Origin of the sequence: Phaeobacter gallaeciensis DSM 26640, from assembly GCF_000511385.1 — a bacterium.
Taxonomy (GTDB): Bacteria; Pseudomonadota; Alphaproteobacteria; order Rhodobacterales; family Rhodobacteraceae; genus Phaeobacter; species Phaeobacter gallaeciensis.
Genome location: NC_023137.1, coordinates 2,782,920 through 2,799,692, shown reverse-complemented (window position 1 = coordinate 2,799,692; position 16,773 = coordinate 2,782,920). Strand labels below are relative to the sequence as shown.

The following is a 16,773-nucleotide window of genomic DNA, read 5'->3' as shown; positions in this document are numbered from 1 at the left end:
TTACGGCTGGCGGGCTTCTGCGACCAAACAGTCCAGTTCCGAAGACGTCAGAGTGCTTAAAAACGCCAGGAGTTCAGTCTTTTCCCGGTCGCTCAGGTCGAGTGGTCGCACACGTGGGTCCTGACCGGGCAGCCCGGCACCTCCGCTGTCATAATAGTCAATCACCTCAGCCAGTGTACTGAAGCCTCCATCATGCATATAGGGTGGGGAGACCAAGAGATTGCGCAAGGTCGGCGTTCGAAAGCGCCATCGGTCCTGCGGGTCCTCGGTCACCTCATAGCGCCCAAGATCAGCATCCCGTGGACCGCTGACCGCGCGGACCAGGTCATAGTCCACATGATGGATCACGCCTGGTGCGACCTGAACGGGTAGGGTTTTTGGTGGATTTTGGCGTTCCAATTCCCGCATCTGACCATATCCGGTGTCATGAAACTGCTGATCGGTGAACAACGCATCCTCCGGGCCAACGCTGTGGCAAGACGCACATCCCGCCTTGTCGCGAAACAGTTCGAACCCGCGTTTTGCGCTGGGTGGCACAGCAGAGGGATCGCCGCCATAGAACCACCGGTCAAACGGGCTGTTGCCGACGGTCAACGCCCGTTGGTAAGCGGCCAACGCCATGCCAATCCGATCTAGCGAGGCGGGCGCCCCAAATGCCTCTTTGAATAAGCTGTCATAGGCATTGTCGGTTTGAAGGTGAAAAACGACCCGTCCGGCGGATGGGTTGGCCATCTCGTTTCGGGCAGTGAGGGGCCCGATAAACTGGGTTTCCAGCATGGGATCGCGGCCGTCGTGAAATAGCGGATTCAGCAGGCCGACGTTGATCAGGCTTGGCGCGTTGCGTTTCACGCTGCGCCCTTCCACACCGACCGAAGTCGCGAGCTCCCAGTTGGCAAACCCTTGTTCCGGCACATGGCACATCGCGCAGGACATGGTGTTGTTGATCGACAGCGCGCGGTCAAAGAATATCTGCCGCCCCAGCGCAATCCGCGTCGCTGTCGGAGGATTGTCCGCCGGGTAGACCAAAGGTGGCAGACCCAGCTGCGGCGTCAGGCTGCGTCTGGCGGCTCTCTCCGCCCAGTCTTCATCGGCGGGTTGTGGGCAGCTGTCAGCCGAAATTTGCATTGGAAGATAGTTCGGCTCTGCAAGAGCATCTCCGTCGGCGAGAGCTATCGACGCGGTGCAAAACATCGCAAGCACAGCGGCTCCGTCGAGCGGCACGAAACGCTGCAGACGGGCAGGCAGACGGATCACTTTCCGGCCTCTTCCAAGAGCAATGTCTCCACATCCGTCATCAACAGGCGCGGGTCGATCAGGCCCAGCCCGTAGACATTGCGGATCATACCATGACGGTCGACCAGATACATGCGCAGCAGATGGTTGATCTGGTCGTCTGCGCCGCCACGGTCCACGACCTGCCCAAACCCGTCCAATAGAGGTTGCAACGCAGCGGTATCTGGTGTGGTCAACACCTGCCAACCCAGCTTCTGGGCGCTGGCGGGATCACTGCTCACCGGGTGGGCAAAAGCGGCGATGGCCTCGACCGTGTCGCGCTCCGGGTCGAAGCTGATGGTCATCAGTTGCACATCCTGCCGAAGATCTGGAAGCTGTGCGCTGGCGTCGTGAATGTCATAAAGCGTCGAGAAGGCCAGCGGACAGCCATCAACATCGCCGCAGGTCAGATAGACAAAACTGATCAGCGTGATCTTGCCATTGATCAGCTGGTGCAGCCGGTCCCTAGTGCCATCGGCTGTCAGTACCGTGCCATCCGGAGCAGGTTTCAATCGGTTCAGCCGATAAGATCCGGGTTCCGGCGGGCTGAACTGGAAGGCTGGATCGCTTGGGAATAGCGCTGAGAGGCGGGCGGGCGTGGCCCGCAATGCAGCGGGCGTCAACCGTGCCATCAGATCCGCAGGGCGCCAGGTTCCGGCCAGGGCCACAACACCTGTCAGCACCACCGCAGCAGCGGCTATGGAAACGGCGAGAGTTTGCTTGCGCATGGAGTTCCTCCGGCAAGGTGAGATCCGCGAGGGAAGATCGGGGCGGCAGCATACCGCCCCAAAGCAGTCTCTTATGCGGAATAGAGCGCAGCGCTGCCAAAGCGCATGATGTGCGCGCGACCCAGGCCTGCGGCGTAGAAGTCGATGTTGAAATCCTCGGCCAACTCTTTGCCGTCCCAGTTGTAGGCCCTCAGGTACTGCACATCGTCATTGCCCTTCTTGTCCCAATTGGCGAGCAAGGATGAAGAGAAATAGACCCGTTTTCCGTCCCAGCTCTGGCTGACCATATTGACTTGCCGATCAATGGTTTTCTCATAGATCTGTGCCGGGTTGTGCGGATCGGAGATATCAAACAGCCGGGTCTTTCCGTCCATGAACGAGTTGACCCAAAGTGTCTGGTCATCGGCGGCGATGGAGATGTCGACGGGTAGCGGAATATCTTCGGGGTTGCCGATGTCTGCCACCGATTTGGCCTGCCATTCGCCGTCGTCATCCTCATAGATCAGCCAGAGCTGCGAGGTGAGTGCGGTGGTTGAGAAGGCATAGTTGGCATTTGGACCCCAAGGGAAGCGCACTTCGAGCGGCGCGCCGGGCACGTTAAACACCTTGCGGGGCTGACGGGTGTGCAGATCCCAGAGCACCATGCTGTTGCCAAAGCGTTTCATCGCCTCGGCGTCCTGCAGCATCTGGCCGAAATCCATCATGTAGTTTGACCACCCCGTGAAAGACGAGGTGAGCATCACGTTCTTGCGGATCAGGGCGCGAATGTCATAGCCGTAACCATCCGCGACTGCGCCATCCACCGCGACGGCTCCTTGCATGTCATCAGCGGTCGGCATCCAGTATGTGGCGACGTAGTCACCGTCATCGTTGTATTCCACTAGGGCTGTCCGGCCGCCGTGGTCGTCCTGATTGCTCAGCCCGGTGATCATCATGCTGCCGGGCAGGGCAAAAAACGTGTGGGGGCCAACCACACCGCCGGAATCGGTGACGAAGGTCTCAATCACCTTATGCAGCTTGGGCGCTGCGGGATCGCTGTGAATATCGAAGATGAAGATACGATTGGTATCAAGTCCGCCAGTCCAGAAATAACGGCGATCGGCTGAGAAGCCGCCATGATGGGCCTCGTTTCGACCTCCGACTGAGAGACTGTGAATGACCTCTCCGCGGGTTGGTGAACCGGGACGCAGGTCAATCGTCACCATTTTGTCTTGCTCGTCCCCCATTCCCTCCACCCCGAGGGTCCAGACGTAGACGAATTCTTCCTGGCCCGTAATCTTGGGCATATAGGGGGACTGACAGGTCTCATCCGCAAAGGCGCGGAATGGGCCAGCCATGGCCAGCGCGGCGGCGGATAACCCGCCGAATTCTCTTCTGTTCATGTTCTCTCTCCCTTCAAAAATATCAGTGTTGTTGGCCAGCCCTTTCCTGTGCAGCCGCCAGTGAATTGGCATTGGTGGTTTCCGCCTCAACGACCGAGCAATGTTGAATGGCCGCGGCGGCATGAATGGTTTGTTTTGTTAGAATGGGTAAAATTCTGGGCTGGATGGCAGGTGTGATACGGCTGGTCGGGCCGACTACGCCCATCGAAAAAATGGCGCCGAGCCGATCGACAATGATTGGCACCGCAACGCTGGTGACCCCGATGTCAATCTCACCATCGCAGGTGGCATAACCATAGCGACGCACTTGCTGTAGCTCGCGGGCAATCTGCTCTGGGTCAGTGCGTGTCTTGTCGGTAAATCGCATCGGCAATGTGTCGATCAGGTCGTCCTGAAGCTCCGGCGCGAGAAAGGCGGCAATTGCCTTGGCCGAAGAACAGGCATGAACCGGGCGGGTTCCTAACCCTGGATAGATGTAGGGAACCGATGGATCCGCCGGGACCTGCGTGTGAATAAGATCAACGCGACCGCCGCGATAGCGCGCCAGAAACGCGGTCTCACTCAGATCCTTCACCACCCGTTGTAAGACGGCTGAAACCGCGTTGATAACATGAGTGTCGGACTTTCCCGTCAGCGCGATCTTTACAAACCGAAGTCCTAGAATATACCGGCCGCCAGTCTCGGTCTCCTCCAGAAAGCCGCATTCAAGGAGCGCGGCGATATGGCGATAAAGGCTGGCACGGGGGGTCGCTGTCATCTGGGCCAGTTCGCTTGCGCTTACCGGTGAGGCGGAGGAGGCTACTGCCTCCAGAAGAAGGATCTGTCGGTCCTGCATGCGATTCCCGGAATATGGACACTTGTATCGTAATTCGGGAAAATTGAGTCTGGCAAGGTTTTTCCCGACCTCGTCAGGGTCTGCCGCAAAGTGGGAGGCGGCCAGTGAGTAGCCGCCTTTGAAGGTTTCCAGCGCAAGAAGGCCTATCAGGCAGGGCTGCCATTGCGACCGGTGGGGATGACCTCGTAGCCGGGTTCCTCCGGCTCATCATCGGTCATTTCAGGTGGAAAACCGGGGGCAGTGATCTCCAGGCCAGTGGCTTCTTCCAGCCGTCTGATGATATTTGGAGACAGTTCACGGCTGCCCAATCGCTCTTCACCATCTTTGAAGATCTTGATCATCAAGGGGTTGATCTCCAGCGGGACATCATGGCGGTCGGCGACGGCCTGGAACAGGCCGATATCCTTTGAGACCAGATCCATGGTGAAGGAAATATCGCGGGATCCATTCAGGATCACCTGACTTTCGGTTTCATGTACGAAGGAGGTGCCGGAGGAAATTTTGATCGCCTCATAGGCGGTGTTGAGATCCATTCCGGCGGCTTTTGCGGTCACCAAAGCCTCGCAGCAGGTCAGCAGATTGGCTGTTGCCAGATAGTTGGTGATCACCTTCAGGACCGAGGCTGAACCGATTGGCCCTGTGTGCAGGATGCGTCGCCCCATGGTTTTTAGCAGCGGCGCGATCCGCTCAAAGGTCTCACGGTCGCAGCCGGCAAAAATCGAGATATTGCCGGTATCCGCCCGGTGACAGCCACCGGATACGGGGCAGTCCACGGCGGTTCCACCTGCCTGTTCGACCATGGCGCCAAGGCGTTTGACCTCTGCCTCATCCGTCGTGGACATCTCCATCCAGATTTTGCCGGGCCCAATCTCCGGTAGCATCTGTTGCATGACCTGATCAGAAGCCGCGGGCGATGGCAGACAGGTGATCACCGCGTCACAATTGCGCATCAACTCTGCCGGGTCATTTGCTTCTGTGGCGCCAACCTCCGCTGCCTTTGCAACCAGCGCTTCATTCAGGTCATAAACGCTGAGATCAATGCCGTTACGCAGCAGGCTGCCACTCAGCTTGCCACCAACGTTTCCCAGACCGATAAATCCTACTTTCATGCCGCTCTCCCTGCTGGCTGTTTCCCGGAGCATTCCAAGAACGACGGCAAAGAGGAACAAAAATTGCAGTTCTTGGGGTGAAAAATAGCTGTTCGGCGCGCAGCTCTGACAGGTCCCAAGTTGGAGTGAGTATTCAAAAGGTCATATGCGGCTTGGCGCTACCGAAACCCGCCAGATGGCGATTTTATTTCTGAGGGGTGATCCGCGTAGGAACTGCGTGCCGCGATCAATTTTCGACACAATCAAAGGGCGTGACCATGGACATGCGGCTCTGAGTCGCGACGGGCGGTGCCTTCAGGATCTGGTTAGCGTAGAGCAAGCTAAGGAAGGCATTGCGCATGTCGCTGGCAATGTCGTGCTGCAAGGCAACGGTAATGCTTCCCTGCCGCAAAAGCGTTCGGTTCTCATTATCCAGATCATGGGCGACATAGGCGCGGGGGAAGTGACCATAGCTCTTCAGAAGTTCCGATATGGCGCGATTGGCCCCGCCCATGGAATAGACGCCGAGTATTGGCCCGAGGTCCGGATTGGACAGCTTCTCCTGCAACAACGCTCTGGTCTCAAGCGCAAGGCCGGCCCCGGCCTCGACCGTTATCAGCCGCAGATCAGGGCGGCGTTCTGAGATCAGCTTGAGGAAGCCCTGTCGTCTTTGAGCCTCGCCGTGAAAGGCCAATTGGCTGAGCGTGGTCAGGAGGGTTGCCCCGGGTGGAGTGCTTTCCGGCAGACATTTGTCGATCATATAAGCCGCTGACTGGCCCGCTGCGTAGTTATCGGGGCCGCAATAGGCGCGGCGAACACTTCCTGGCAGGTCGGTAAAGGCGCAGACAACCGGAATGCCCTTACTGTCCAATTCAGCGACCATGGCGTTGACCTCGGGCAAATCCCGGACCTTCAGCACCACGCCATGACTGCCACGTTTGACGACGTGTCGCAGCAGGGCGACGCAGTCAGGCGCGGCCATGATCTGGCGAAAACTGTAGCGGGTGTGGATCACCGCCGGGCCGATGGTCGGCAGGACTGCTTCAGTTGCGTGCCGAATTTCCCGGCTGAACCGTTCGGGTGCTTCCACCACGACGTCGAAATAAAGCCGCCGTCCACGGGCGGAGAGCTGCTGTTCCTGGCCCTCCAACTCGGCAATGGCTGCGCTTACACGGGCCCGGCTGCGGGGGCTGACATTGGCACGTCCATTCAGCACCCGGTCCACCGTTGCGGTGCTTAGCCCGGATTGCAGGGCGATATCCTTGATCGGAAAGCGATGGCTCATTGATGTATTTTTGATGGATCTGCGCCCTGACGGCAAGGGGCTGTCACGCCACTTTATCCGCATAAACTATATGACTGCGAACAGGAGGTCCTGATGACCAATACTCAACAACGGCTGGCACATGCCTATTTCTCCCCGGAGGGGTGCGAACTGACGGATTTCCAGAAATTGGTGGAGCAAGAGCTGACGCCTCAGGATGTACCGCTGGCAAAAACGATTGAGAAGAACATACCGATCTACGACATGGGCGCGCTTGGCAGTATGCTCGGCGAGGCTGAAGCGCGTCGAGACCTGATGGCCGAATGGGCGTATGGATTGAGAGATGGCGCTGGTGTGCTGGTGTTGCAGGGCGCCTATCGAGATGTCTCGCCCATCGATGCAGCCTCTGAGGTTTTTGAGGAGATCATCGCGCAGGAGAAAGCAGCCAACGGCGGCGGGGCAGACCATTTCGCTGCAGCGGGGTCAAACGACCGGATTTGGAATGCGCTCCAAAAGCTCTGCGTAGCGGCGCCTGATGTGTTCGCGCGCTATTTTGGTAACTCATCTATCGCCGCCGTTTGCGAGGCCTGGCTTGGCCCCAACTACCAGATGACGGCGCAAATTAATCTGGTGCGTCCGGGCGGAGCAGCCCAGCAGGCGCATCGTGACTATCACCTGGGTTTTCAAACAGCGGAAACTTCTTCGCAGTACCCGGCGCATGTGCATGATCTATCGCCCGTTTTGACCTTGCAGGGCGCGGTGGCCCACACCGATATGCCGGTGGAAAGCGGTCCGACCAAGCTGCTTCCGTTCTCGCAGCAATACCGTGCGGGCTACGCAGCTTGGCGGCGCGAGGACTTCCGAGCCTATTTCGAAGAGCATTGTGTGCAGTTGCCTCTGGCAAAGGGCGATGCCGTCTTCTTCAACCCGGCTTTGTTTCATGCTGCGGGAGCCAACCGATCGGAGGATGTTCAGCGGATGGCGAACCTGTTGCAGGTCTCATCCGCCTTTGGGCGCGCGATGGAGACAGTGGATCGGCGCGGGATGTCGGAGCGGCTTTTCCCGGCACTGGTCCAGCTGAAGCGCGACGCCGTTATGAGTGAGCCTGATCAGGCGGCAGCGATTGCAGCCTGCGCTGAGGGGTATTCTTTCCCAACCAATCTGGACCGGGACCCGCCGGTGGGTGGTTTGGCCCCACAAACGCAGGCTGGGCTATTTCACCAGGCTCTTGCTGAGGGGTGGACGGCCGCGCGTTTCACTGAGGCGCTGGCGGCGCAGGACACGCGCCGCCAGTCATAAGAACTTGATCGCTTACAAAGCGACCGGTGCCCCCGTCTCAAGCGATTGGGCGGCGGCATCGGCCAACATCTGGGCGCGCAGCCCGTCATGGATGCTGGGCGACGGCGTGGTACCTGCCTGAACGGCCTCGACAAATCGCGCCATCTCGTTGCGATAGGCCGCTTCATAGCGTTCAAGGAAGAAGTGCTGGGCAGGGGCGGTCTGGAAACCGTCGGTTCCGGCCACTTCTACCGTGTTTTCAAGCATATTCGCGGCACGGAGCATACCCTTGGAGCCATGCACCTCCACCCGCTGATCGTAGCCATATGTGGCCCGTCGGGAATTGGAGATCTGGCAAATCTTGCCGCTGGTCGTGGTGAGAGTTACGGCGGCAGTGTCGACGTCCCCAGCCTCGCCAATGGCAGGATCGACGAGGGCCGCCCCAACCGCGAAGATTTGTACGGGCTCTTCAGCCAATAGGAAGCGCGCCATATCAAAATCGTGGATCATCATGTCTCGGAACAACCCGCCAGAGGTCTTGATATAGCTGACGGGTGGCGGGGACGGATCCCGCGACAGGATCGAGACGATCTCCACATCGCCGATTTCACCGGCCCGCAGGCGCTGTTGCAGATTGGCAAAATTCGGATCGAACCGCCGGTTGAATGCGGTAAGAAAGGCGACACCGGCATCGGTCACGGCTTTTTGACAGTCGCGAATGCGGTCCGCCGACATATCGACCGGTTTCTCGCAGAAAATGGCTTTGCCCGCTGCCGCCGCCTGATGGATCAGGTCGTAGTGGGTGTCGGTAGGTGTACCGATCACCACGGCATCGACATCATCACCGGTGATCAGCGCAGATGCCTCGCGTACATCCGCACCGATCTTGCTGGCCAGTGCATTCGCGGCATCCGGCATCGCATCTGCAACCGCGGTGACACGCACCCCGTCCAGTTGCCCGATAGAACGGGCATGGACCTGCCCGATGCGCCCGCAGCCCAGAAGGCCGATATTTAACATTGTGTCTCTCCCTTGAAGGCGCGAAGGACACTGCGCGCCGCAGCAACGACCGGATCGTGGGTTTCGGACAGGATACTCACCCTGTCAAAGCGGTCTGGATCGCTATTTACCGCATCGCGCAATGCGGCCCCAAAGGCCATGCGCAATTCGGTGCCGATATTGAATTTGCAGATACGCGACCCGCGTGCCAGCATCCTACGCTGTGTCACGGGCACGCCGGACCCGCCATGGATCACCAGCGGCACTTCGGTGATCGCCTCAATGGCGCGGATGCGGTCGATATCGAGGCCACCTTCCTTGTCCTGTTGCAGATGCACATTGCCGACCGAGATCGCCATAGCGTCGACGCCGGTGTCATGCGCAAAACGGCGGGCCTCGTCCGGGTCTGTGCCGGCGGACCCTTCGCCGCCGGAATAGCCGACAAAACCAATCTCACCCTCACATGAAACACCTGCCGCATGGGCCATCTCAACGATGGCGCGGGTTTCGGCGGTGTTTTCTTCCAGTGGTTTGCGCGAGCCATCGAACATGACAGAGGTAAAGCCGCTGTCGATGGCAATGCGGCAGTCTTCAGCCGTGTAGCCATGGTCGAGATGGGCGACAACCGGGACCGATGCGCCCTCTGCCAGATGGCGGAACATTTTGCCCAGGATCGGAAGGGGGGTATGGGCGCGACAGGACGGTCCAGCCTGCAGGATGACCGGCACGCCTTCGGCTTCAGCAGCAGCCACATAGGCGCGCATGTCTTCCCATCCGAGTGTTACCAGCCCCGCGACGGCATAGCCATTGTGCAGGGCCGGTTGAAGGACCTCAGCCAGAGTTGCAACGGTCATTTAAACTTAGCCACCATGTCTTTGATGCCAGGGATCGTTTCGACCTGATAGGCATGGGTCGGCTGGAAATACTGGATCAGGCTGCGCTGGCTCAGACCGCCGAGGATAGTGAAATAATACATTTCATATCCGGGCATCACGGCGCAGGGGTGATACCCCTTGTCGATCATGATCGTGGAGCCATCCATCAGTTGATAGGCATCGCCCGGCTTGCCCTCTTCACGCTGCAGGATCTGTACGCCAGAGCCATGGTTGGGACGGAAGCGGAAGTTATAGGTCTCATCGTGACGCGTTTCGATGATGTTGCCATCGGCGTCTTTGCGGTCGGTGTCGTGCTTGTGCGCCGGAAAGCCGGACCATCCGCCCTGACCGACAGTGAACAGTTCAGACACCAAGAGGCGGCCGACCTTGTCATGCTGCTTCTGGCCGAGGATGTGTTTGATCTTACGGTGGGTCTTGGTATCGTCAGAACCATATTGAACCTTGTCGATTCCGCCTGCGCGTACGTCGAAGGGTTCAAGAACCTTGTCGTATTTGGCCCCGGCGATGAAGGTTTCGGTCGCATCCGTTGTGCACGTGATGGTTACCTTGGCGCCGACAGGGATATAGACGCCCTCCGGCTCACCATCCCAGACATCGATGGTTCGATTTCCAACACCTGCGTAGCTGAGGCCTTCGACCTCAATATCGACAGTGCCAGTCGCGGGAACGATGCAGGTCTCATAGCCTGGGACCTGATACTCAAAGGTCTGGCCCTTGGTCAGCTTGACGATGTTGAAATAATTGAGTGGCACCAGATCGTTCTCGGCATCGACGATGGCTTTGTTCTGGTTGTCATGAGGGGCGATATGCATTTGCGGGTCCTTTCAAATTTCGGTGGCGCCAGGGTGCGTTGCAAGAAACGCCTCCAGCGCGGCAAGGTCGGGCATGGCGGGGGCGCAGCCGGGTTTGGCCACCACGACGGAGGCACAGGCTGAGCCGCGCAGAATGGCATCCTTCATCGGACGCCCTTCGGAGAGTGAGGCGAGGAAACCAGCCATGAAGCTGTCGCCGGCGCCGGTTGGTTTCAGTGCATCAACGGGGTAGATACCGGTGCGGATCTCTTGGCCATCGGCAAAGGTGACGGCGCCCTCGGGTCCCATCTTATAGACAACGATGGAGGCAGAGGTTTGCGCCAAAGACCTTGCCTTTGCGAGGCCTTTGTCGATGCCGCCAGCCATGAAGCCAAATTCCTCATCGTTGCCGACAATGATATCGGACATGTCGCCGGCACGGGACAGGACATCCGCTGCAACCTCGGGAGAGGGCCAGCTGTAGGGCCGGTAGTCCACATCAAAGATGATCGGCAGCCCGGCCGCGCGCGCAAGTTCAAAGGCACGGAAGGTGGCGCTGCGCGATGGCTCCGCAGCAAAAACCGTGCCTGCCGTGATCAGAGCACCATACTGGCTGTAGTCCACCGCCTCGACATCTTCGATGGTCATCTGGAAATCGGCGGCATTGTTGCGATAGATCACGCTTTGATGGTCCTGCACCCGGCTTTCATAGACTGCCAGAGAGGTCCGATATTCACCGGTGATGCGTTTCACGTGAGTCCGGTCAACACCGTAGTGATCCAGCTGGTTGATGCAGTACCACCCCACCGCATCATCCGACACGCTGGTGACCAGCGCGGCGCTGCATCCCATCTTGACCAGACCTGCGGCGATATTGGCGCTACTTCCGCCCATCGCCACCATCATGTCCTGGGCATCAGGTGTTGCTGTGCCCGCCGGGGTGGGGCAGAGATCCATACCCACCCGTCCAATGACGAGGAAGTTGCGCTTCGACAGGTTTGTCTTTGCTGATTGGGTCATTACACGCCCCGGCGCTGTTTGCTGCGGCTGGATTCCCAGTCGATATGGGCTTCGCGTACCTTTGGGTCGTTGGTGATATGCGGTGTGCCGACTTCCCACCACGCGTGGCCTTCGGTGGTCCAGCCCTCATAGGCGTCGACCTTCATAACAATGACAGTTGTCCGATCATTGCTTTGAGCACGCTGGAAGGCCTCGCCTAGCTCTGCGGGATTTGCGACAGTTTCGGTGAGTGCCCCCATCGAGGACGCATGGGCGACAAAATCAACACCAAAGGCCTCGGGAATGGTGGGGCAATCCTCAAGCAGGTTGTTGAAACTCGTGTTGCCGGTGTTGTTTTGCAACTTGTTGATAACGGCAAAGCCACCGTTGTCCAGCACCAGAATGATCAGCTTTTTGCGGCTGAGAACACTGGAGTAGATATCCGAATTCAGCATCATGTAGGATCCATCACCGACAAAGACGATGGTGTCTCGCTCAGGCTCGCGTTCGGACTGGGCGATGCGTGCCCCCCAGGCTCCAGCAATTTCGTAGCCCATGCAGGAAAACCCGAACTCCACATCGACGGTGCCGGGTTCCAGTGTGCGCCAGTTGGCGGTGACCTCAGCCGGAAGGCCACCAGCCGCTGCAACCACCCGGTCCCTGGGGTCGCAAAGTGCATTCACAACACCGATGGCCTGCGCATAGGAGTTGGGGCGGTTGTCCTCATAGGAAACATTCTCAGCCACATATTCCACCCAGCTGCGGCGTTCTGCCTGCGCGTGGGTCACCCAGCCTTCTGGTGTTTTGTAGCCTTGGCTGGCAGTGGCGAGATCCTTAAGACTGCGCTGGGCATCCCCAACCACTGGTAATGAGCGATGTTTGCCTGCGTCGTGGCGGGCCGCATTGATCGAGATGAACTGGGCATCCTGCGCAAATGCGGTCCAGGAACCGGTGGTAAAATCCTGCAATCGTGTGCCAACCGCAAGGATCACATCTGCCTCAGCGGCGATCGCATTGGCGCTGTCTGATCCGGTGACGCCGATAGGGCCGATATTCAGCGGATGGGTGTCACGCAGGTTGGCGCGGCCAGCAATAGTTTCAACAACCGGGATCTGATGCGTTTCGGCAAAACTGGTCAGCTCGGCCACGGCGCGGCTGTATTGCACCCCGCCACCAGCAATGATCATCGGGCGTTTGGCGCCACGTAGGGCTTCCGCAGCATCGGCGATTTCGGTCGCATCCGGTGCGATGCGGCGAATACGGTGGATTTTCTTCTCAAAGAAAATCTCGGGGTAGTCATAGGTCCACCCCTGCACATCTTGTGGCAGACCAAGGAAGGCTGGGCCGCAGTCGCCGGGATCCAGCATGGTCGCAATTGCAGCGGGCAAGGATTGAATAATCTGCGCTGGATGCGTGATGCGATCCCAATAGCGCGACACAGGCTTGAAGGCATCGTTCACGCCAAAGGTCGGGTCGTCAAAATTCTCCATCTGTTGCAGCACCGGATCCGGCAGGCGAGTCAGGAATGTGTCGCCACAGAGCATTAGCATCGGCAGGCGGTTGGCATGGGCCAGCGCCGCAGAGGTGAGTAGGTTTGATGTGCCTGGGCCGGCACTGGCTGTGCAGAACATGAATCGCTGGCGCAGCCATTGCTTGGCATATCCAGCTGCCGCAAAGCCCATGCTTTGTTCATTCTGGCCGCGATAGAGCGGCAGCGCGTCACGCGCCTCATAGAGCGCTTCGCCAAGGCAGGTCACATTGCCATGACCAAAGATGCCAAAGCCGCCACCACATAGGCGCATTTCCTCACCGTCGATCTCAATGAACTGGTTGGAGAGCCATCGGATGATGGCCTGGGCGGTTGTCAGTGTTGTTGTTCTGGGTGGCGTCGTCATGAGCGGGATCCCTGGGATGGTCTGTATTCGGGTCGATTTGATCTTGCGAGATGTCGAATCCCAAGATACAAGTTTTGCAACCGGTTGCAAATTGAATTTCATAGGTTGGGAGGCCAGAATGACCGAAATCGGTATCGGAATTCTCGGCGGTGGCTATATGGGCAAAGCCCATGCGGTTGCCATGTCTGCGGTTGGGGCGGTTTTCAACACTGCACTGCGTCCGCGATTGGAAATGGTCTGTGCCTCAACGTCTGCCAGCGCCGAACGGTATCGCCAGGCCTATGGTTTTCAACGCGCAACGGACGACTGGCAGGTATTGGTCAACGACCCTAAAGTCGAAGCCATCGTGATCGCGACGCCGCAACACACGCATCGTGTCGTTGCAGAAGCTGCCTTTGCGCTGGGTAAGCCTGTTTTTTGCGAAAAGCCGCTGGGTGCATCGCTGGCGGACAGTCGTGCCATGGTGGCAGCGGCAGAGGCGTCGGGCTGTCCGAATATGGTCGGGTTCAACTACATTCGAACCCCTGCAAGCCAATATGCCCGGCAGTTGATTGCGGATGGCACCATTGGTGATGTCACCTGGTTCCGCGGTGAGCATACCGAGGATTTCTACGCCGACCCCTCGGCACCGGCGACGTGGCGCACTGAGGGGGACGCGAACGGCACCATGGGCGATCTGGCGCCGCATATGATCAACGGGGCTATGGCTTTGATCGGCCCGATTGCGGAGCTGATTGCCGAAGTTGAGACCGTTCATACAGACCGTCCTGGTGGCCGTGTCAGCAATGACGACCAAGGTCAGATGATGTGTCGCTTTACCAACGGGGCGATGGGGCAGATGTTCTTCAGCCGTATCGCGACCGGCCGCAAGATGGGCTACGCCTATGAAATCACAGGAACAAAGGGCGCGATCCGTTTTGATCAAGAGGATCAGAATGCGCTTTGGCTTTATCTGAGCGATGGCGAAGAAGGCACACGCGGTTTCCGTAAGATTCTGACGGGGCCTGCGCATCCCGACTATCTGCCATTCTGCCAAGGGCCGGGGCACGGCACCGGTTATCAAGATCAGATCCTGATCGAGGCGCGGGACTTCCTGCGTGCGATCGAAACACAAACGCCAGTCTGGCCAACATTCGAGGATGGTATGGCCGTCAATCAGGTGATTGCCGCGGCCATGGCAGCCTCCAAGGCGCGGTCCTGGCAAACCGTATCAACGTTCTAAGTCTCTAAGAAAGCTCTGTGAAATGACAATCAGAATTGGCAATGCCCCATGTTCCTGGGGGGTAGAATTTGCACAGGATCCCCGCAACCCGGACTGGCGCAGTGTTCTGAAGGACTGCGCCGAAGCCGGCTACAAGGGCATCGAATTGGGGCCGGTGGGTTATATGCCCGAAGATCCCGCAATTTTGCGGGATGCGCTGGCGGAATATGATCTGGAATTGATTGGCGGAGTTGTCTTTCGTGCCTTTCATGACCCGGATCAATGGGACGATGTGCTGGATGGGGCGCATCGCACCTGCAAGGCCCTCAAAGCGCATGGCGCCAAGCATATGGTCCTTATCGATTCGATCTCGGAACGGCGCGCGCCCACCGCAGGCCGTGCCGCCGAGGCGGAGCAGATGGACAAAGCCGAATGGGGTGCGTTTCGTGATCGTTTGGCCACCGTCGCCCGGATCGGGACAGAAGAATATGGCTTGACCGTCGGCATTCACGCCCATGCGGCAGGGTTCATGGATTTTGAGCCGGAACTGGAGCGCTTGCTGGACGAGGTTGACGACAAAATCCTGAAGATCTGTTTCGACACCGGCCATCACTCCTATGCCGGATTTGATCCGGTTGCCTTCATGAAACGGCATATGGATCGTATCAGCTACATGCACTTCAAGGATATCGATCCCAAAGTGAAAGCAGATGTGATTGCCAAGCGGACAAATTTCTATGATGCCTGCGGGCAGGGGATTTTCTGCAATCTCGGTGAGGGGGATGTCGATTTTCCGAAAGTTCGACAACTGCTTGTCGATGCTGGATTTTCTGGTTGGTGTACGGTGGAGCAGGATTGCGATCCGACGCTGGATCCTGATCCCATTGGCGATGCGCGAGCCAACCGCGAATACCTCGAATCTATCGGTTTCAACTAGGGAACGGCACCATGACAAAATTGAAATGGGGTATGATTGGCGGCGGCGAAGGCAGCCAGATCGGGCCGGCTCACCGCTTGGGCGCAGGGCTCGATGGCGCCTTTGATTTCGCGGCAGCGGCCTTGGATCACCGTCCCGAAGAGGGGCGTGCTTATGGCCAGCGGCTGGGGCTTGAGGCGGATCGCGCCTATGGCGATTGGACGGAGATGCTGGAAGGGGAGCGCAACCGCCCGGACCGGGTTGATCTGGTCACCGTTGCGACACCGAATGCCACGCACTTCGAAATCACCAAGAGGTTTCTGGAAGCAGGCTTCCACGTCCTCTGCGAAAAGCCGATGACGATGACTGTGGAAGAAGGCGAGGAAATCGTCAAAATCGCCAAAGCGCAGGGAAAGATCTGCGCCGTGAACTATGGCTATTCCGGCTATTCCCTGGTCCGCCACATGAAGGCAATGGTGGCGCGTGGTGATCTCGGTAAAATCCGCCTTGTGAAGGCGGAGTTCGCCCATGGCCACCATGCGGATGCAGCTGATGCAGACAATCCAAGGGTGCGCTGGCGCTATGATCCCGCGCAGGCCGGTGTTTCTGCCCAATTCGCGGATTGCGGCATTCATGCGCTGCACATGGCAAGTTTTGTCATTGGGCAGGAGCTGGAACGCCTATCGGCAGACACGGTCAGCTGCATCGAAAGCCGAGTTCTGGAAGATGATGCCATGGTCAACATGCGCTTTGACGGTGGTACTGTTGGGCGGCTCTGGACCTCGTCGGTGGCAATCGGACGCCAGCACGGGCTGACCCTGCAGGTGTTTGGTGAGACAGGTGGCTTGCGCTGGTCGCAGGAGCAGCCAAATCAGCTCTATTGGATGCCCCTTGGTGAGCGGTTGCAGGTGATCGAACGTGGAGAGGCCAACCTCAGCCCTGAGGCAGATCGCACCAGTCGCGTGACCATTGGTCATGCCGAGGGGATGCCACTTGCCTTTGCCAATATTTACAGTGATTTGGCTGAGGCGATCAGGGCTGAAAAGGCTGGTCGCCCAATCGATCCTGCCGCGGATCTCTACCCGCGAGCGGAAGACGGGCTGCGCTCCATGGCGGCGGTTTTTGCGGTCGCAGAGAGCGGCGCGACAGACGGGGCGTGGGTAGATGCCCGCCCGCCGATGTTCCGCTGATCAAAACGTTGGTTTAAAGCAGGGGCGTCGGTTTGTTGG

At 58.6% G+C, this 16,773-nt stretch carries 15 protein-coding genes; 4 read left to right on the top strand and 11 right to left on the bottom strand.

The genetic code is table 11. The annotated features are described in order from the left end of the window. From GAL_RS13585 to GAL_RS13560, 6 genes are all read right to left on the bottom strand, one after another. The gene (locus GAL_RS13585) at positions 1–1,254 is read right to left on the bottom strand and encodes a cytochrome-c peroxidase (protein WP_024098142.1); all 1,254 of its coding nucleotides are present in this window, start codon (positions 1,252–1,254) and stop codon (positions 1–3) included. Then, entirely contained in the window at positions 1,251–2,000 is a 750-nt protein-coding gene (locus GAL_RS13580) for an SCO family protein (RefSeq protein WP_024098141.1), read from the bottom strand. The genes GAL_RS13585 and GAL_RS13580 overlap by 4 nt, the downstream gene beginning before the upstream one ends. Positions 2,001–2,071: 71 nt before the next feature. Further along, on the bottom strand, positions 2,072–3,382 hold the full coding sequence (gene mtoX, locus GAL_RS13575; RefSeq protein ID WP_040104094.1) for a methanethiol oxidase: 1,311 nt from the start codon (positions 3,380–3,382) through the stop codon (positions 2,072–2,074). Between the two features lie 22 nt (positions 3,383–3,404). After that, entirely contained in the window at positions 3,405–4,217 is an 813-nt protein-coding gene (locus GAL_RS13570; protein ID WP_024098139.1) for an IclR family transcriptional regulator, read from the bottom strand. 146 nt (positions 4,218–4,363) lie between these two features. Next, on the bottom strand, positions 4,364–5,326 hold the full coding sequence (locus GAL_RS13565) for an NAD(P)-dependent oxidoreductase (protein WP_024098138.1): 963 nt from the start codon (positions 5,324–5,326) through the stop codon (positions 4,364–4,366). A gap of 226 nt (positions 5,327–5,552) precedes the next feature. After that, on the bottom strand, positions 5,553–6,590 hold the full coding sequence (locus tag GAL_RS13560) for a LacI family DNA-binding transcriptional regulator (RefSeq protein WP_024098137.1): 1,038 nt from the start codon (positions 6,588–6,590) through the stop codon (positions 5,553–5,555). A gap of 93 nt (positions 6,591–6,683) precedes the next feature. Between GAL_RS13560 and GAL_RS13555 the strand changes: the two genes are divergently transcribed. Next, on the top strand, positions 6,684–7,868 hold the full coding sequence (locus GAL_RS13555) for a phytanoyl-CoA dioxygenase family protein (RefSeq protein WP_024098136.1): 1,185 nt from the start codon (positions 6,684–6,686) through the stop codon (positions 7,866–7,868). Between the two features lie 12 nt (positions 7,869–7,880). Here the strand turns inward: GAL_RS13555 and iolG are convergent, their stop codons facing one another. The 5 genes from iolG to iolD are packed head-to-tail and all read right to left on the bottom strand — an operon-like array spanning position 7,881 to position 13,427. After that, positions 7,881–8,867 (bottom strand): inositol 2-dehydrogenase, encoded by a 987-nt coding sequence (iolG, locus tag GAL_RS13550; protein ID WP_024098135.1) that lies wholly within the window; start codon positions 8,865–8,867, stop codon positions 7,881–7,883. Then, positions 8,861–9,700 carry a class II fructose-bisphosphate aldolase gene (locus GAL_RS13545; RefSeq protein ID WP_024098134.1) on the bottom strand — a complete coding sequence of 280 codons (840 nt, stop codon included), beginning with the start codon at positions 9,698–9,700 and terminating at the stop codon, positions 8,861–8,863. The genes iolG and GAL_RS13545 overlap by 7 nt, the downstream gene beginning before the upstream one ends. After that, the gene (locus GAL_RS13540; RefSeq protein WP_024098133.1) at positions 9,697–10,554 is read right to left on the bottom strand and encodes a 5-deoxy-glucuronate isomerase; all 858 of its coding nucleotides are present in this window, start codon (positions 10,552–10,554) and stop codon (positions 9,697–9,699) included. Before GAL_RS13540 ends, GAL_RS13545 begins: the two co-directional genes overlap by 4 nt. A 12-nt stretch (positions 10,555–10,566) precedes the next feature. Continuing rightward, a complete protein-coding gene (iolC, locus tag GAL_RS13535; protein ID WP_024098132.1) occupies positions 10,567–11,553 on the bottom strand; it encodes a 5-dehydro-2-deoxygluconokinase in 987 nt (328 codons plus the stop codon). After that, on the bottom strand, positions 11,553–13,427 hold the full coding sequence (gene iolD, locus GAL_RS13530) for a 3D-(3,5/4)-trihydroxycyclohexane-1,2-dione acylhydrolase (decyclizing) (protein ID WP_024098131.1): 1,875 nt from the start codon (positions 13,425–13,427) through the stop codon (positions 11,553–11,555). The genes iolC and iolD overlap by 1 nt, the downstream gene beginning before the upstream one ends. Positions 13,428–13,545: 118 nt before the next feature. On the opposite strand from iolD, the gene GAL_RS13525 reads away from it, so the two are divergent. Genes GAL_RS13525 through GAL_RS13515 form a run of 3 tightly spaced genes read left to right on the top strand, consistent with a single transcriptional unit; the run spans position 13,546 to position 16,734 of the window. Further along, complete coding sequence (locus GAL_RS13525; protein ID WP_024098130.1) at positions 13,546–14,649, top strand: Gfo/Idh/MocA family protein; 1,104 nt, start codon at positions 13,546–13,548, stop codon at positions 14,647–14,649. 22 nt (positions 14,650–14,671) lie between these two features. Next, on the top strand, positions 14,672–15,565 hold the full coding sequence (locus GAL_RS13520; protein ID WP_024098129.1) for a sugar phosphate isomerase/epimerase family protein: 894 nt from the start codon (positions 14,672–14,674) through the stop codon (positions 15,563–15,565). 11 nt (positions 15,566–15,576) lie between these two features. After that, positions 15,577–16,734, top strand: coding sequence for a Gfo/Idh/MocA family protein (locus GAL_RS13515; RefSeq protein ID WP_024098128.1), 1,158 nt, complete (start codon positions 15,577–15,579; stop codon positions 16,732–16,734). Positions 16,735–16,773: the final 39 nt, after the last annotated feature.

Excerpts from the sequence above, each read along its gene's own strand:
- GAL_RS13580 (WP_024098141.1), bottom strand. The coding sequence starts at position 2,000 with ATGCGCAAGCAAACTCTCGCCGTTTCCATAGCCGCTGCTGCGGTGGTG.
- mtoX (WP_040104094.1), bottom strand. The coding sequence starts at position 3,382 with ATGAACAGAAGAGAATTCGGCGGGTTATCCGCCGCCGCGCTGGCCATG.
- GAL_RS13570 (WP_024098139.1), bottom strand. The coding sequence starts at position 4,217 with ATGCAGGACCGACAGATCCTTCTTCTGGAGGCAGTAGCCTCCTCCGCC.
- GAL_RS13565 (WP_024098138.1), bottom strand. The coding sequence starts at position 5,326 with ATGAAAGTAGGATTTATCGGTCTGGGAAACGTTGGTGGCAAGCTGAGT.
- GAL_RS13560 (WP_024098137.1), bottom strand. The coding sequence starts at position 6,590 with ATGAGCCATCGCTTTCCGATCAAGGATATCGCCCTGCAATCCGGGCTA.
- GAL_RS13555 (WP_024098136.1), top strand. The coding sequence starts at position 6,684 with ATGACCAATACTCAACAACGGCTGGCACATGCCTATTTCTCCCCGGAG.
- iolG (WP_024098135.1), bottom strand. The coding sequence starts at position 8,867 with ATGTTAAATATCGGCCTTCTGGGCTGCGGGCGCATCGGGCAGGTCCAT.
- GAL_RS13545 (WP_024098134.1), bottom strand. The coding sequence starts at position 9,700 with ATGACCGTTGCAACTCTGGCTGAGGTCCTTCAACCGGCCCTGCACAAT.
- GAL_RS13540 (WP_024098133.1), bottom strand. The coding sequence starts at position 10,554 with ATGCATATCGCCCCTCATGACAACCAGAACAAAGCCATCGTCGATGCC.
- iolC (WP_024098132.1), bottom strand. The coding sequence starts at position 11,553 with ATGACCCAATCAGCAAAGACAAACCTGTCGAAGCGCAACTTCCTCGTC.
- iolD (WP_024098131.1), bottom strand. The coding sequence starts at position 13,427 with ATGACGACGCCACCCAGAACAACAACACTGACAACCGCCCAGGCCATC.
- GAL_RS13525 (WP_024098130.1), top strand. The coding sequence starts at position 13,546 with ATGACCGAAATCGGTATCGGAATTCTCGGCGGTGGCTATATGGGCAAA.
- GAL_RS13520 (WP_024098129.1), top strand. The coding sequence starts at position 14,672 with ATGACAATCAGAATTGGCAATGCCCCATGTTCCTGGGGGGTAGAATTT.
- GAL_RS13515 (WP_024098128.1), top strand. The coding sequence starts at position 15,577 with ATGACAAAATTGAAATGGGGTATGATTGGCGGCGGCGAAGGCAGCCAG.